This window comes from Acinetobacter geminorum (assembly GCF_013009345.1).
GTDB classification, from domain to species: Bacteria; Pseudomonadota; Gammaproteobacteria; order Pseudomonadales; family Moraxellaceae; genus Acinetobacter; species Acinetobacter geminorum.
Genome location: NZ_JABELE010000001.1, coordinates 117,408 through 131,836, shown reverse-complemented (window position 1 = coordinate 131,836; position 14,429 = coordinate 117,408). Strand labels below are relative to the sequence as shown.

16 protein-coding genes and 1 riboswitch are annotated in these 14,429 nt (G+C 40.5%); of the genes, 7 read left to right on the top strand and 9 right to left on the bottom strand.

Going from position 1 to position 14,429, the window contains the following annotated elements; all coding sequences use genetic code 11:
• Positions 1-26: 26 nt before the first annotated feature.
• On the top strand, positions 27-782 hold the full coding sequence (locus HJG58_RS00615) for an SDR family oxidoreductase (protein ID WP_170247593.1): 756 nt from the start codon (positions 27-29) through the stop codon (positions 780-782).
• Between the two features lie 46 nt (positions 783-828).
• Here HJG58_RS00615 and hemW read toward each other — a convergent pair whose 3' ends face one another.
• Positions 829-1,983, bottom strand: a complete 1,155-nt coding sequence (hemW, locus tag HJG58_RS00610) for a radical SAM family heme chaperone HemW (RefSeq protein ID WP_170247592.1) — start codon at positions 1,981-1,983, stop codon at positions 829-831.
• A gap of 116 nt (positions 1,984-2,099) precedes the next feature.
• On the opposite strand from hemW, the gene HJG58_RS00605 reads away from it, so the two are divergent.
• Positions 2,100-2,561, top strand: a complete 462-nt coding sequence (locus HJG58_RS00605; protein WP_199977357.1) for a DMT family transporter — start codon at positions 2,100-2,102, stop codon at positions 2,559-2,561.
• A 32-nt stretch (positions 2,562-2,593) separates the two neighbouring features.
• The gene (gene abeM / locus HJG58_RS00600; RefSeq protein WP_060465223.1) at positions 2,594-3,940 is read left to right on the top strand and encodes a multidrug efflux MATE transporter AbeM; all 1,347 of its coding nucleotides are present in this window, start codon (positions 2,594-2,596) and stop codon (positions 3,938-3,940) included.
• A gap of 33 nt (positions 3,941-3,973) precedes the next feature.
• On the opposite strand, the gene HJG58_RS00595 is transcribed toward abeM, so the two are convergent.
• Both HJG58_RS00595 and HJG58_RS00590 read right to left on the bottom strand, forming a co-directional pair.
• Positions 3,974-5,224, bottom strand: a complete 1,251-nt coding sequence (locus HJG58_RS00595) for an acyl-CoA dehydrogenase family protein (RefSeq protein ID WP_170247591.1) — start codon at positions 5,222-5,224, stop codon at positions 3,974-3,976.
• Between the two features lie 32 nt (positions 5,225-5,256).
• Positions 5,257-6,504 carry an SfnB family sulfur acquisition oxidoreductase gene (locus HJG58_RS00590; protein WP_170247590.1) on the bottom strand — a complete coding sequence of 416 codons (1,248 nt, stop codon included), beginning with the start codon at positions 6,502-6,504 and terminating at the stop codon, positions 5,257-5,259.
• A 256-nt stretch (positions 6,505-6,760) separates the two neighbouring features.
• On the opposite strand from HJG58_RS00590, the gene HJG58_RS00585 reads away from it, so the two are divergent.
• The 3 genes from HJG58_RS00585 (at position 6,761) to HJG58_RS00575 (ending at position 8,998) form a co-directional block, all read left to right on the top strand.
• A complete protein-coding gene (locus tag HJG58_RS00585) occupies positions 6,761-8,059 on the top strand; it encodes an ABC1 kinase family protein (RefSeq protein ID WP_170247589.1) in 1,299 nt (432 codons plus the stop codon).
• A gap of 101 nt (positions 8,060-8,160) precedes the next feature.
• The gene (locus HJG58_RS00580; RefSeq protein WP_002114896.1) at positions 8,161-8,415 is read left to right on the top strand and encodes a type B 50S ribosomal protein L31; all 255 of its coding nucleotides are present in this window, start codon (positions 8,161-8,163) and stop codon (positions 8,413-8,415) included.
• Positions 8,416-8,665: 250 nt separating this feature from the next.
• Positions 8,666-8,998: a HopJ type III effector protein gene (locus HJG58_RS00575; protein WP_002114866.1), complete on the top strand. Its 333-nt coding sequence runs from the start codon at positions 8,666-8,668 to the stop codon at positions 8,996-8,998.
• A 502-nt stretch (positions 8,999-9,500) separates the two neighbouring features.
• Here the strand turns inward: HJG58_RS00575 and crcB are convergent.
• The 4 genes from crcB to HJG58_RS00555 form a co-directional block, all read right to left on the bottom strand.
• Positions 9,501-9,881 (bottom strand): fluoride efflux transporter CrcB, encoded by a 381-nt coding sequence (gene crcB, locus HJG58_RS00570; protein ID WP_170247588.1) that lies wholly within the window; start codon positions 9,879-9,881, stop codon positions 9,501-9,503.
• A 124-nt stretch (positions 9,882-10,005) separates the two neighbouring features.
• A riboswitch (Fluoride riboswitch) is annotated at positions 10,006-10,072 on the bottom strand.
• A 45-nt stretch (positions 10,073-10,117) separates the two neighbouring features.
• Positions 10,118-10,528 carry a GFA family protein gene (locus HJG58_RS00565; protein ID WP_068930417.1) on the bottom strand — a complete coding sequence of 137 codons (411 nt, stop codon included), beginning with the start codon at positions 10,526-10,528 and terminating at the stop codon, positions 10,118-10,120.
• Positions 10,529-10,606: 78 nt separating this feature from the next.
• Positions 10,607-11,812: a TIGR03862 family flavoprotein gene (locus HJG58_RS00560; RefSeq protein ID WP_170247587.1), complete on the bottom strand. Its 1,206-nt coding sequence runs from the start codon at positions 11,810-11,812 to the stop codon at positions 10,607-10,609.
• Complete coding sequence (locus HJG58_RS00555; RefSeq protein WP_170247586.1) at positions 11,802-12,440, bottom strand: class I SAM-dependent methyltransferase; 639 nt, start codon at positions 12,438-12,440, stop codon at positions 11,802-11,804. Before HJG58_RS00555 ends, HJG58_RS00560 begins: the two co-directional genes overlap by 11 nt.
• A gap of 87 nt (positions 12,441-12,527) precedes the next feature.
• Here HJG58_RS00555 and HJG58_RS00550 point away from each other — a divergent pair, with 87 nt between their 5' ends.
• Positions 12,528-12,722, top strand: a complete 195-nt coding sequence (locus HJG58_RS00550; protein WP_016144208.1) for a DNA gyrase inhibitor YacG — start codon at positions 12,528-12,530, stop codon at positions 12,720-12,722.
• Here the strand turns inward: HJG58_RS00550 and HJG58_RS00545 are convergent.
• Positions 12,719-13,363, bottom strand: a complete 645-nt coding sequence (locus tag HJG58_RS00545) for an MBL fold metallo-hydrolase (protein WP_170247585.1) — start codon at positions 13,361-13,363, stop codon at positions 12,719-12,721. The genes HJG58_RS00550 and HJG58_RS00545 overlap by 4 nt on opposite strands.
• A 23-nt stretch (positions 13,364-13,386) precedes the next feature.
• Positions 13,387-14,403, bottom strand: a complete 1,017-nt coding sequence (hemH, locus tag HJG58_RS00540; RefSeq protein ID WP_063098029.1) for a ferrochelatase — start codon at positions 14,401-14,403, stop codon at positions 13,387-13,389.
• Between the last annotated feature and the right edge of the window lie 26 nt (positions 14,404-14,429).

Sequence of the window (14,429 nt, the reverse complement as noted above, 5' to 3'; positions counted from 1 at the left end):
AACAAGTCATCATAGGAACAACCATCATGGCAACTCATACTCTTAAAGATAAAGTTGTATTGATTACAGGCGGAGCAAAAAACTTAGGTGGACTCATTAGCCGTAAATTTGCAGAACAAGGCGCAAAAATCGCGATTCACTACAATAGTTCGGAAACTCAGGCAGATGCAGAGCAGACGCTCGCAGATGTAACAGCTTTAGGCGTAGATGCCGTTTTAATTCAGGCAGACTTAACGGATATTGATAATATCGAAAAGCTCTTCTTAGACACCAAACAGCATTTTGGTGGAATTGATATTGCTATTAATACCGTTGGAAAGGTTTTAAAGAAATCTTTTTTAGATACCACAGAACAAGAGTTTGATAGCATGAGCGATATCAACTCAAAAATTGCCTATTTCTTTATTCAATCGGCTGGTCGTCATTTAAATGACGGCGGCAAGATCTGTTCAATCGTGACTTCGCTTCTTGCAGCCTATACTGGACTCTATTCAACCTATGAAGGTTTAAAAGCACCTGTTGAGCATTACACACGTGCTGCATCAAAAGAATTTGGTGATCGCCAGATTTCCGTGACTGCGGTTGCACCAGGCCCAATGGATACACCTTTCTTTTATGGTCAGGAATCTGCCGAAGCAGTCGCTTACCATAAGTCAGCTTCAGCTTTAGGTGGACTCACCAAAATTGAAGATATCGAACCTTTAGTTCGCTTTCTGGTAACCGATGGTTGGTGGATTACCGGCCAAACAATTTTTGCAAATGGCGGCTATACCACTCGCTAAAATCAAAAAAGCCGCATCTCAATGTGCGGCTTTTTAATTTGCTTCTTTACAAGAACTCTTCTAGTACCGAATTTAAGAAAATATGCCCCTGCTCAGTACAAGCCAAACGACAATGCTCATCTACCAATAGCTTTCTAGCTCGTAGTGAAGTGAGTACTTCATTTAAGTGATCTAGGCTTAAACCTGTGCGCTGCTCATATAGCTCAGCTTCTACACCATCATTTAAACGTAAAGCATTCATCATAAACTCAAAAGGTAGCTCTTCTGCCTCAATCTTTTTCATTTGCAAATGTTCGGCTGGAACCTTAGCCAAATAGTCTTTCGGTAAGCGAGTTTTTTGGAAACGGTACACACCATCTGGTTGTGTAACTTTGCCATGTGCCCCTGCACCAATCGCAAGGTAATCACCAAATTCCCAATAATTTAAATTATGCGCTGAAGGCTGCTCTTTACGCCAAGCCGACACTTCATAATTTATAAAACCATTGGCTTTTAGATAAGCCTCTCCCTGCTCTTGAATATCTTCTAGCACTTCATCTTGAGGTAAAACGGGTTGAGTACGGAAGAATACGGTGTTTGGCTCAATAGTCAGTTGATACCAACTGATATGTGTCGCGCCATGCTCTACAGCAACCTTTAAATCATACAGCGCTTGTTCTAGCGTTTGCTCAGGTAGGCCATGCATTAAATCGACATTAACACGCTTAAAGCCTGCTTGTCGTGCCTGCTCAATTGCATCCATAGCATTGTTGGCTGAATGAATACGCCCAAGCTTTTGCAAGTGCTCTGTATTAAAAGTCTGCACACCAATCGATAAACGATTAATACCTGCGTCTAAATAGCCTGCAAACGGGTCATGTTCTAGTGTTCCGGGATTTGCCTCTAGGGTGATTTCACAGCCATCTTCAAATTTGAGCAATGACTTAAGCTGTTCAAACAGCCATGCATAGCCTTTAGCAGAAATAAGTGAAGGCGTTCCACCACCAATAAATACACTATGAATTGAACGTCCCTGAGCCATCTCAACTTGAGTTTCAAAGTCGGCCACCAATGCTTTTAAATAGGTTTGCTCGAGTTCTGCCGAAAACGCTCCATCTGGTACGGCATGCGAGTTAAAGTCACAATATGGACATTTACGCACGCACCAAGGCATATGAATATATAAAGATAAAGGAACAGAAGCAGGGTTTAATACGGCCAAGGAGCAGGTCCAATTTACACAATATTTCTATTTTAACATGACTGCATCAATGGGCTTATGAAAACATACCTTAATTGCTTTAGACTGTTTTTAAACATACTTAAATATTGATAAAAATGATGAAATTCTCTAGTCAACTTTTCCTGATCTTACCTCTAGCTATGGGAATCGGTGTTGCCATGGCTTTTCAGACTGCAATCAATGCTCAACTGCGCGAGCAACTACACTCACCCTTGCAGGCAGCTTTATTATCATTTTTCATAGGTACTATTGTTTTAGCAGTTATGGTTTTCTTCCAAAGTGCCGAAAAGCCCTCTTTAAGTGAAATAACAAATATTCCATGGCTTCTTTGGACAGGAGGATTCCTTGGGGTTTATGCAATTAGCATGAGCATTTATACTGCACCTAAACTTGGTTTTTTAACCTTTACAGGTCTAGTCGTTTTTGGGCAATTGGTCATTTCTATGTTGCTTGACCATTTTGGTTGGTTAGGTACAGAAAAGACACCTGTTACATGGCAACGGTTTCTTGGTGGCGTGATCATCTTTGTCGGTGTGTTACTCACTTTGCAACGTTAGCTTCATTTTTATATTTAAAAAGAGTACCTTTTGTGTCGAATGTCACATCTTTTCGGTCTGAATTAAAACAACTCTTCCACTTAATGCTACCGATTTTAATTACCCAGTTTGCTCAAGCGGGATTTGGGTTAATTGACACTATTATGGCTGGGCATTTATCTGCAACCGATTTAGCAGCAATTGCGGTAGGGGTCGGTTTATGGATCCCAGTCATGCTTCTGTTCAGTGGCATTATGATTGCAACTACGCCTTTGGTCGCTGAAGCAAAGGGCGCAAGAAATACAGAACAAATTCCTGTCATTGTCCGTCAATCCTTATGGGTCGCCATCATTTTAGGCGTAATGGCTATGCTCATTTTGCAGCTTATGCCGTTTTTCTTGCATGTGTTTGGCGTACCAGAGAGCCTACAGCCTAAAGCAAGTTTGTTTTTACATGCGATTGGTTTAGGTATGCCAGCTGTGACCATGTACGCAGCCCTACGCGGTTATTCTGAGGCTTTAGGCCATCCACGTCCTGTAACGGTCATTAGCTTACTGGCGTTAGTGGTTTTAATCCCTCTAAACATGATCTTTATGTATGGCTTAGGACCAATTCCTGCCTTGGGTAGCGCAGGCTGTGGCTTTGCAACCTCCATTTTACAGTGGCTCATGCTAATTACATTAGCTGGCTATATTTACAAAGCTTCGGCTTATCGAAACACGTCTATTTTTAGCAGATTCGATAAAATTAACCTGACTTGGGTAAAAAGAATTTTACAGCTTGGCCTACCCATCGGTTTAGCTGTGTTCTTTGAAGTCAGTATTTTTAGTACTGGCGCATTAGTGCTTAGCCCGCTTGGTGAAGTGTTTATTGCAGCGCATCAAGTCGCAATTTCAGTCACCTCAGTGCTGTTTATGATTCCGCTTTCACTTGCGATTGCCTTAACCATTCGTGTGGGAACCTATTATGGTGAAAAGAACTGGGCTTCGATGTACCAAGTCCAAAAAATTGGTCTGAGCACAGCAATATTTTTTGCCTTATTGACCATGTCTTTTATTGCTCTAGGTCGTGAACAAATTGTATCGGTTTATACTCAAGACATAGACGTTGTTCCTGTTGCCATGTATTTACTCTGGTTTGCAATGGGTTATCAATTGATGGATGCATTGCAAGTGAGTGCCGCAGGCTGTTTAAGAGGGATGCAAGATACGCAAGCACCGATGTGGATTACGCTTATGGCATATTGGGTGATCGCGTTCCCTATCGGGCTTTATTTAGCACGTTATACCCATTGGGGCGTGGCTGGTGTGTGGCTAGGTTTGATTATTGGTTTAAGCATTGCTTGTGTTTTATTACTCTCACGGCTTTATTTAAATACCAAACGTTTAAGCCAGACCTAACAAAAAAGCCGATGAAACATCGGCTTTTTTATTTTATGCAGACTTGGCTCGCGGGCTTGCCCCAATTTGCCAGACAAAAGGTAAATCGGTACGGTTTACTTCCCAATCTCCAATCACCTTTTCTTTATAAATAAGTGGATTATGCGAAGATACCGTGCGTGCGTTACGCCAGAAACGGTCGAGTTGTTTGACCTGACTACTTGCCGATGCACCTAAAGCATTAAATAATTGGCTGGTTAAATCGAGTACTAAATTAGAAATCACCACCTGTCCTTGCGCCGACTCAAGCTCTGCATCTACGTTAAACTGATGTTCTTTCACCTCTAACTCACTAAAGTGGCTTTCATAAGCCTTTTGTAATGCTTCAGCTGTTTTAATCGTAATTGCTAGACTTCCATAAGCTTGAGCAGAGGCTTTACCCACCACCTGTAAAACTTGTGGATCGTGACGAACAAGGTCACCATTACCATGACTAAAAATACGCTTTCGCGCCCTTATTTCTTGACTAAAAGTTTCGACCGCGGCATGCGCGATCCCTGTTAGGGTTGCAAGGTGGACAACCTGATAAAAAGCAGTTTGATATTTAAAACGTTGGTCAAATGGAATAAGGTGCGAGGCTGGCAAATGCACCTGATGTACTTTTAAAGTACCGCTGCCCGTTGTCTTTTGACCAAAGCCATCCCAATCATCAATCACACTTACCCCAGCTTCATGGCGATAAATAGCAGCGATCACATGACGGTCATTCACTTCATCGTAAGCAAATAAATCGATCCAGTCTGCAAAGATACTTCCGGTTGAATAGTATTTTTCTCCATTTACCACCAAGTTACCCGAAGCATCTTTGGTTACTCGTGTAACGACATCACCGATTTGCACATTTCCAACTTCGGTCCATGCATTCCCAACTAAATCACCCTGTACAAAACGCTGAAACCAAACCTCCTGCGAATGCTCTTTATGCGCAACTAAACGGTCTTCAACAAAAGCAAAGTGCCCACGCAAAGCTTGCACAATATTCGAGTCCGCTTGCGCCAGTTCTGCTAAAAGCTGGAAAAGTTGTGGCAATGACACCCCATCTCCACCATATTTAACAGGTACACGTACCGCACCTAACTTGAGTTCTTTTAACCACTGAATCGGTTCAAAAGGCAAGATTCGTTCTTTTTCTCGTTGAATTGCACCTTGGGCAATTTTTTCAAAAACTGGGCGAAATCTACTTGCGACCTTTTCATAATCGGCGCCGACAGACAATTCTTCTAATTCAATTTGCGTAATCGTCATCTTTATTCTCCTAATCTTATTTTTTCTGCACTTTAGCTCCATGCATGACGCGGTGGATGGATGCCATTGAGGTAGTAATTACCGACAATGTGATATTTCCAACGCACTGGATCATGCAAGGTGTGAGTGCGAGCATTACGCCAATGACGGTCAAGATTAAGCTCCGACAAGGTCGATCGTGTTCCAGACAACTCAAAAAGCTTATTCGCTGCTAAAATCGCAACTTCTGTAGTGAGTACTTTTGCTTCAGCAACTAATAATGTCGCTTGGTTTACATGCTCTTCTGTCGTGTCGGCAATCGCTTGATCAATCGCATCTCCTGCTAAATCTAATACTGCTTCTGCTGCACGAAGTTTTATTTTTAAATCACCAATGTTTGCAATCGTATAGGGATCATCGCTCGCTTTTTCCAAACCTGAATCGACCCATGCACGGCTATGATTTTTGACATAGTGGATTGTTTCTTCAATTGCGCCACGTGCAATACCAGCATCAACAGCAGCTTGAATAACTTGTGAAATTGCACCTGCTGGAGTAGGACGTTTGAAAGCCTGATAAATCGGGATTAGATATTCTTCACGTACTGGAACTTGATTAAGTTCAACGGTTCCACTGGCCGTAGTTCGTTGCCCAAAACCAGACCAATCATTAATAATATTAACTCCTGAAGTTTCCCGAGGAACTAGCGCTGCGTAAGGCTGTCCCTGTTCATTTACAGCGACAATCGGAATCCAATGTGCTAGTAAGGCACCAGTTGCAAAGAACTTCTTGCCATTAATTTCATAACCGTGCTCGGTCTTTCGTAATGTTGTAGTGAGGTCTGCAACCGTTTTACTATGTTTTTCCGAAAAAGCATTTCCAAAACGAATACCTCTCAACACTAAATTAAAGAAAAACTGTTGTTGTTCTGGGTCTGCATCAAGACGTAAATGTTCAATAAAAGCCAAATGATTTTGAGGAAGCTGCGCAAGGGATGGATCAACACTCGCAATTGTTTTGATGACCTCAGCCAAGGTTCGATATTTGACTTGTGCACCACCAAACTGCTTAGGAACTGTAATGGCCCATAAGCCACTTTGTGAGAACTGTTGAATTTCATTTAAAGGTAAACGGCACTCTCTGTCTCGCTCTGATGCCTCTTGTGCAAACTCTTGGGCAAGTTGTTTGGCAATCTGGATTGCCTCTTCATCGGAGCGAATAATATGCGCATCTTTTGACTGCTCAAACACAGATAAAGGAACCGCCTGAGACCGCCCATGGGCCGAACTTAAACTTGTCATAACTTTTGTTATCTCTATTTTTATTTAACCTGTCATTCACATTACCACCAAAAAAACAGGCACTTTATAGATATTAAAGCTTTGTTTATGAAATGGATTTTCACAAGCTTTTCATATTTTTTACTATAAAAATAACATTCTGTTTTTCGAAAATTTTCTTACATGAGATAAACAATTTCATATAGGCTTTTTAAGGTTTGTCACCTATGATCAAAACTAGGCAATATTATGTTGTAGTCAATGAGGTATCGAAGATATGGCAAAGAATGCAAGTTCACCAGGCAAACGTTTTATGAAACTTGCAGGAATGACCGCGAGCATTGCAACGAAAACCGTTTCTAACTCGATTCGAAACTTGACAGCAGATGAAGAGCAAAAGCTGGCTTCAAAAACCAAATTATTTCAGGATATTGGTTTGCAAATTGCCGACACCTTAGGAGAAATGAAAGGTGCCGTCATGAAAGTCGGGCAAATTGCTTCGCAATATAAAGATATCTTCCCACCAGAAGTCGCTAAAGCAATTTCAAAGCTACAACGCCAAGCGCCAGCCATGCCTTTTGCTGCGATTCAACAGCAAATTGAACGAGAACTTGGGAAACCGCTTAATGTGGCTTTTAAATCTTTTGATAGTGAACCTTTTGCTGCTGCATCGATTGGACAAGTTCACAAAGCTACTTTGCCTAGTGGCGAACAAGTCGTGGTTAAAGTGCAATATCCGGGTGTTGATGAAGCCTGTGAAAGTGACTTAAAACAAGTACGTTTAGCCCTTCGCTTAATGGGCGTACTTAAAATTGATAAAAAGTTGCAGGATCAGCTTTTTGCAGAAATTCAGGATAGCCTTTCAGCAGAACTCAATTATGAAATTGAAGCTCAAAATCTTGAGGTTTTCAAAACATTCCATAGCCAATTAGATGACAAAATTATCATCCCGACCGTTTATAAAGATTACTCTTCAAGACGTATTTTAACCTTGAGTCTCGAACAAGGTGACAGCATTGAAACTGCCAGCGCTTGGCCAATCGAAATTCGAAATACCATTGGACGTCGCTTGATTCGTGCTTTAGGTCAGGAAATGTTCTTTTTAAAACGCTTTCACTGTGATCCTCATCCGGGTAACTTTGCTTTCCGCCAAGATGGCAGTGTCATTATTTATGACTATGGCAGTGTTAAAACGCTTTCAAATGAAATCGTGCAGCACTTTAAACGCTTAGTAAATGCAGCTCGCCATGAAAATATCGATTTGATCGAAACAGAATTATTTGAACTACATTCATTGGCTGAAAAAGGCAAATTCCCGAGTGATCTATATAAACTCTGGATTGAAGTATTATTACGCCCGCTTACCACCACTTATGATTTTGCAGAAAACTCATCACATCATGATGGCATGTTACTTGTGAAAAAATCTTTGAAGTATTGGGATGTCTTTAAACCATCACCAGATACTTTAATGGTCAACAGAACCATTTCAGGACATTACTGGAACCTAATTCACTTAAAAGTTCATGACAATCTAAACGATCTATTTGAAGAACTTGTACCGCCTTCTAACTAACTTAATTTACTGATCAATGTAGCCTTTTAGAGGTTACATTGACTTTATAAACGTTATGTTATAACATTTCTTTAATCAAAAATAATTTAGGACAATCTCTCATGCGTAAAGATATTCATCCTGCTTATCAACAAGTGTTATTTCATGACACCAATGCAGACGTGTACTTCTTAATTGGTAGTACTCTTCAGTCTAAACAAACCAAAGAATATCAAGGGAAAGTTTATCCTTATGTGACTCTTGATATTTCAAGTGCCTCACACCCTTTCTACACAGGTGAAGTACGTCAAGCAAGTAACGAAGGCCGTGTAGCAAGCTTCAATAAACGCTTCGCTCGCTTTAATCGTAAGAGTTAATCTTACGTTAAGATTCGACCAATACACTTAAATCATTCGAAGCCTAAGACTATCTCCTCCACTTAGGCTTCTTTTTTTATGTGTATTTTTTCGATCATTTCTAAACTGTGTATAAAAGAAAACTTATCCACAAGTTGTCTAAAAACTCTTCTGATTTTTTCAATAACTCCTCGATTTTTATAATTGCCAAGCTTTCAAAGCATGTATTCAATGCTATGCTTAAGCCCCATTTGATAGGAAGTTTAAGATTATGGCACAAGAGTTACTTGCCCAATTACAAGCAGGCACAGCAAAATTTTCAGACGTTTTAGCTCATATTGAAGCACGTTACCAACATACTCCAACGGCTTTTCAAAATGGTGCACAGCATAACGCTGCTACTGAAAATCAAGGCAGTGCAAAAGTTTTCTCTTTTGCCAAGTTACAAGGTTTAGACCAAGCACAAACTTTAAGTTTATTTGCAGAACACTACGCATCTGTATTGGCTACACCAGAAGGAACTGATCATCAAAATATTCGTCAGTTTATGCAAAATGGTTGGGATGGTGTGAAGTTTGAAGGTCAGGCTTTAACTGAAAAGTAATAGATTTAAATAAATAATAGAAACGACTTAATTTTTATTATGAGCACTGCCTTAAATGGAAGTGATATCCAAATGATGGATTGTATAGGCTAAGCTTACTTTTCAAGGATGAAAAGTAACAAAAATCCTTTGTTGCGCTGATGCTACATCCATGTAGCACAGCGAAACGACGGCATCCATGCCGTCTGTCACGATAGTAAATGCCTTATTTTTCTTAATTATTTTACTAGCCTCTTACATTCGATACGCGATAACGTCATTCGCAGCCTGCGTGGTTTCAATAAAAGATCGTTTTTGCAAAGCATAAGATAAATGGATTCAGTGAACAGGTTCTGCGAATGACAGATGCCTTTGGTTACTTTGGGCACAACCAAAGTAACTTAATTAGCTGCTTCCATTAGATAACTCAACGATAAGACTCCGTCGTGAAAATTCTACCCAACACTCAACTTCGATGAGCTCTCACAACTTAAAATCATGGTCAATTCTTAAATATAAAAACTCAATGCCCCGCTACCCAATGATAAGCCGCCAACCCCAAACACGTAAAAATTAACGATCCAATTAAATGAATGGAGATCCCCAACATCGCCATTCCTAACTTACCACTTTGTAATAAAGTGACGATTTCAATCGAGAACGTTGAAAATGTGGTTAAAGCACCACAAAAACCAGTAATTACAAAAAGCTTATAGTTAGGACTTAAATCACTTTGAGCAAAATAGGCAATTGCAAAACCAATAATAAAACCACCGACCAAATTAACAGTGACAGTACCGAGTGGAATTTGCGGGTAAATCGGGTTAAGTTTTAAACCTAAAAACCAACGTAGCCATGCCCCTAGAACTGAGCCTAAAGCAATTGAAAGTAAAGGATAATACATAGGACCACCCCTTTAGATAGACGCTAAAAGAGCAAAAAATAATGAAGGGAAATATGACACAGCGTACTCCAAAAATAAACAAGGTACGCAATAACCTACGTACCCAGCGATATAAATACATGAGGGTAACGTAGGCATCATTAGCCAATACGGCGGTTTTTCAAGGGAGGAATGCCATCTCCCTGTTTAAAGTATATTAGATCATTTTGAATTTGATTTAAACATACTTTTTAAAATCATGGGCGTTCAGCAAATTGTGGTAAATCATCCTGAATACATTCCCATTCTGCCTTAGAAGCAGCAAAAATATGCATTGTCGGCTTTTGGTCTAGTGGCGTATCAAGTGTCCCAATTCTTAAGCGGTATAATTCAGGCTGAGCATCACGCGAGCTAATTAAAGGTGAACCACATTCGCTACAAAACCAGCGATACACCCCGTTCACAGCAAATTTTTTGACGAGATCTTCACCTTGGGTAATTTTAAAATCTGTACTTTTAACAGGAGCATTCGTGGCAAATGCTGTTCCATTGGATTTTCTGCAGCGTTGACAATGGCATTGAATAATATCTCCGATATCGCCCTTAATTTCATAGCGAATACCCTGACATAAACAACTTCCTTGATAAACTTGTGATGCTTGAGACATGTTCTCGTAAATCCTATTATTATTGATCGCTCAAAAATAACACTTTTCACATATCAAACATAGCACCAAATTATTCTGTTATTTTTCTAAAAATGAATGCACACCTTCACCAGCCGCGCGCCCTGTAGCAAAGCATGCAGTAAGCAAATATCCACCTGTAGGAGCATCCCAGTCCAGCATTTCACCACAGCAAAAAACACCTGAGTTTTGTCTAAGCTCTAGGCTTTCAGTTAATGCACCTTGCTTAACACCACCAGCACAGCTAATTGCTTCCTCAATAGGTCTAAAGCCATCTAGCTTAATTTGAAGTGCTTTAATTTGCTGAGCCATAGCCTCTGGTTGACTCCATAGTGCTTTATCAACCACTTCTCGAATTAAGTTAATTTTAGCTGTGTCTAAGCCTGCTTTACGCCAGATATTGGTGAGCGATTGTTTTTTGCTAGCCTGTAATTTTTTAACTAACTGTGATAACTCTACATCAGGCAATAAATCCAAAAATAGATTTAAACTTTTTCCTTGTTTTTGATGCTCTCGTAAAGCACGTCCTAGTTTATAAATGACACCACTTTCTAAACCATAGTGAGTAATCACAATATCACCATGTGTAATCTGGCTAGGTTCAACCCATGCATTGATACGCTTTAAAGGTTCACCAAAACAGCCTTCCATAAAAGCTGACCAAGTGTGCAACACCCCTGCATTACTTGCTTGAAAAGGTTCAATACTGGATTGATCCATCCATTGCTGCCATGCACCATCACTACCTAATTGTGACCACGACACAGCTCCACAAGCCAATACAACCGCATCGTATTGCTGGGTAAAAGTTTCAGTGCTTTGATTATTTTGGTTTTCTAAAGTCACCGTTGTATCTTGTAAATTAATACAACGATGTCGATAAAAGAATTTAACTTGCTGTTCTGCCAAACGTTTTAGCCAAGCACGTAATAGAGGTGCTGCTTTCATTTCGACAGGGAAAATACGCCCTGAAGTACCAACGTAAGACTCAATTCCCAGACTTTTCATCCAATTTTGAATCCAGCCCGCATCCCATTTTTCAACCCACGGTTTGAGCCATTCTGCATGATCATAACGTTCAATGAATTGTGCTAAAGGTTCGGCGTGCGAGATGTTTAACCCAGTTTTACCTGCCATCAGAAACTTACGTGCCGCTGAAGGCTTTTGCTCGTATACATCAATCTCATAAGCATATTGGCTCAGTACCTCAGCTGCCATTAAACCAGCCGGCCCCGCACCAATAATGGCAACCCGCTTATTCGCCATGTTCTTGACCTTGTAATGGGGCAAACTCATCAAAACGTGTGCTGTAACCTTCAGGTTTAGTAATCACAAGCTGTTGGCAAAGTTCTCCACGTTCTAAATACTTAATTTCAAAATGAGTACGTGCAGATGTTTGAGCAATTTTTTCTTTTTGGTAAGGCAGCTTCCAGACATTAATTAATTGTTGTTCAGCTTCTTCAATATATTCAGGAATATTACTTGCCAAAGTAATGGTTCCACCTGTTTGCAGGCGAGAAATTAAGAACTCAAAAAATGGCATATTCAACCAGCGCTGTGCTGGATTATGGGGTTCTGGGTTTGGATAGAGAATAAAGAAATGTTCAACTTGAGCAGGATGTAATGCATGTACCACCCAAGGCAAAGCATCTGCATGTACAGGGATTAAATTATCTCTTGGTTCCAGACCATGCTGTTTTTGCATTGCCAAGAATTTTTCTCGGGTTCGTTCAATTGCATACAATGTGTGCTGCGGCTGTTGCCCGCTAAAAAGCAAAGCATGTTTACCCTTGCCCGCTCCAATTTCTACACAAATTGGGGTATTTTCAATTGGGGTAAAATCGCGAGGCGCTTGCATACGTTGTGCTTGAAATTGACGAATCTGCATAATCACATCAAACTAAATAAAAATCGGCATAAGTCTAACAAGTCACCTGACTTTTGCCTAATCTATTTCTCTTCACTTTGAGGATATCGCTTTATGCCACGTACATTCCCCTGCCCACGTTGTGGTGAACCAAGTGTTTGGGAAGGTAATGAATTTCGTCCGTTTTGTTCAGAGCGCTGTAAATTAATCGATTTAGGCGCTTGGGCGAATGATGAATATAAACTGCCTACCCAAGATGCGCCTCAGCATGACAAGGGTAGTCAAAATGAAGATGATTACGAGGATTAACCCGCTTTACCTGCAACAAAAGGGTTAAATTGTTTTTCATAGCCAATGGTACTCATCGGACCATGTCCAGAAATAAACTGAGTATCATCTGGCAGACTAAAACATTCTCGTTTAATCGATTCAATCAACTGATCGTGATTACCACGCGGGAAATCTGTTCTGCCAATTGAGCCTTTAAACAAGACATCACCTGTCCACAGCAATCCATGGTTTTTATTATAAAAAATAACATGTCCTGGCGTATGACCGGGAGCAAAACGTACCTCAAACTCATCTTCGCCAAGTTTTAGCACTTCGCCACCTTCAAGCCATTGATCGACTTTTACAGGCTGTGGAATTGGAAAACCATAACGTGCTGAAACTTCCTGAATCATATCTAGCCAAAACTGATCTTCTTTATGTGGCCCAATAACTGGAACGTTCCATTCTTTGGCAAGCTCACCCACCGCTCCTGCATGATCCAAATGCCCATGAGTGAGCCAAAGAGCCTTCACCTTTAAACCCAACGCTTCAACTTCATTTTTTAAAACAGCAGCATCACCACCAGCATCAATCAAAACTGCTTCTTTTGTTTCACTGTCCCAAAGAAGAGAGCAATTTTGGGCAAATGCAGTAACTGGAACAATTTTGACTTGCAGCATAAGAACCTCTGGCTAAAACACAATTAACGGTGGGCTAAGGTATAGGTAAGGGCATCAAGATTAGCCTGAACTAATCCTGCAAGCAAATCAATATGAGCTTGATCGCTATTTAAAGCAGGAATGTAAGCATAGCTACCACCGCCCGCCTCTTGAAATAACTCAGCGTTTTGAATAGCTAACTCTTCAAGAGTTTCCAAGCAATCAGCAGAAAAAGCTGGGCTTAATACCTGTACTGACTTAACGCCTTGCTTCGCCCAATCTTGTAAAAGCTGGTCTGTATAAGGTTTAACCCATTCTTGTTTTCCAAAACGTGACTGGAAGCTAATTGCCCATTCAACATCTTTTAAATGTAAAGCTTCAGCGACTAACTTTGCTGTAATACGACAACGATCTGCATAAGGGTCGCCTTTATCTGCATACGGCTGTGGAATCCCATGAAAAGACATCAATAGTTTTTCAGGTTTACCATGCTGCTCTTGGTAGGCTAAAACACTTTCTGCTAATGCCTGAATAAACATTGGATGTTGATAATAATCTTTAATAATCGTTAAACCCGGCAAGTTCCGCTGAGCTGGAATCCACTTGGCAAATGCATCATATAACGGCGCTGTAGACGTTGCGGAATATTGAGGAAATAAAGGCAATAAAATGACATGCTCTTGCGGGTTAGTCGCCAATTTTTCTAAAACTGCATCAATACCCGGATTACCATAGGTCATCGCCGGTATCACGGTTAAATCAAACTGATTATTTTCTCGCTGCAAATAAGCCTGAATACGTTGAGTTTGCTCAAACACAATTTCACGCATTGGTGAATCTGTTGACCATACCGAAGCATAGGCATGTGCTACCCTCTTTGGGCGAAAAGGTAACACAAACAGATTTAAAATAATCCACCAAATAAATTTCGGTATTTCAATCACGCGTGAATCAGATAAAAACTGCTTTAAAAAACGGCGTACCGCCGGAACAGTGGCTTCATCCGGTGTGCCTAAATTCGCTAAAATGACTGTGACTTTCGGTTTTTGTTCAAACGACATGTGTAAATGCCTTTCAATTCATCTTA

Excerpts from the sequence above, each read along its gene's own strand:
- HJG58_RS00615 (WP_170247593.1), top strand. The coding sequence starts at position 27 with ATGGCAACTCATACTCTTAAAGATAAAGTTGTATTGATTACAGGCGGA.
- HJG58_RS00605 (WP_199977357.1), top strand. The coding sequence starts at position 2,100 with ATGATGAAATTCTCTAGTCAACTTTTCCTGATCTTACCTCTAGCTATG.
- HJG58_RS00595 (WP_170247591.1), bottom strand. The coding sequence starts at position 5,224 with ATGACGATTACGCAAATTGAATTAGAAGAATTGTCTGTCGGCGCCGAT.
- HJG58_RS00590 (WP_170247590.1), bottom strand. The coding sequence starts at position 6,504 with ATGACAAGTTTAAGTTCGGCCCATGGGCGGTCTCAGGCGGTTCCTTTA.
- HJG58_RS00585 (WP_170247589.1), top strand. The coding sequence starts at position 6,761 with ATGGCAAAGAATGCAAGTTCACCAGGCAAACGTTTTATGAAACTTGCA.
- HJG58_RS00580 (WP_002114896.1), top strand. The coding sequence starts at position 8,161 with ATGCGTAAAGATATTCATCCTGCTTATCAACAAGTGTTATTTCATGAC.
- HJG58_RS00575 (WP_002114866.1), top strand. The coding sequence starts at position 8,666 with ATGGCACAAGAGTTACTTGCCCAATTACAAGCAGGCACAGCAAAATTT.
- crcB (WP_170247588.1), bottom strand. The coding sequence starts at position 9,881 with ATGTATTATCCTTTACTTTCAATTGCTTTAGGCTCAGTTCTAGGGGCA.
- HJG58_RS00565 (WP_068930417.1), bottom strand. The coding sequence starts at position 10,528 with ATGTCTCAAGCATCACAAGTTTATCAAGGAAGTTGTTTATGTCAGGGT.
- HJG58_RS00560 (WP_170247587.1), bottom strand. The coding sequence starts at position 11,812 with ATGGCGAATAAGCGGGTTGCCATTATTGGTGCGGGGCCGGCTGGTTTA.
- HJG58_RS00550 (WP_016144208.1), top strand. The coding sequence starts at position 12,528 with ATGCCACGTACATTCCCCTGCCCACGTTGTGGTGAACCAAGTGTTTGG.
- HJG58_RS00545 (WP_170247585.1), bottom strand. The coding sequence starts at position 13,363 with ATGCTGCAAGTCAAAATTGTTCCAGTTACTGCATTTGCCCAAAATTGC.
- hemH (WP_063098029.1), bottom strand. The coding sequence starts at position 14,403 with ATGTCGTTTGAACAAAAACCGAAAGTCACAGTCATTTTAGCGAATTTA.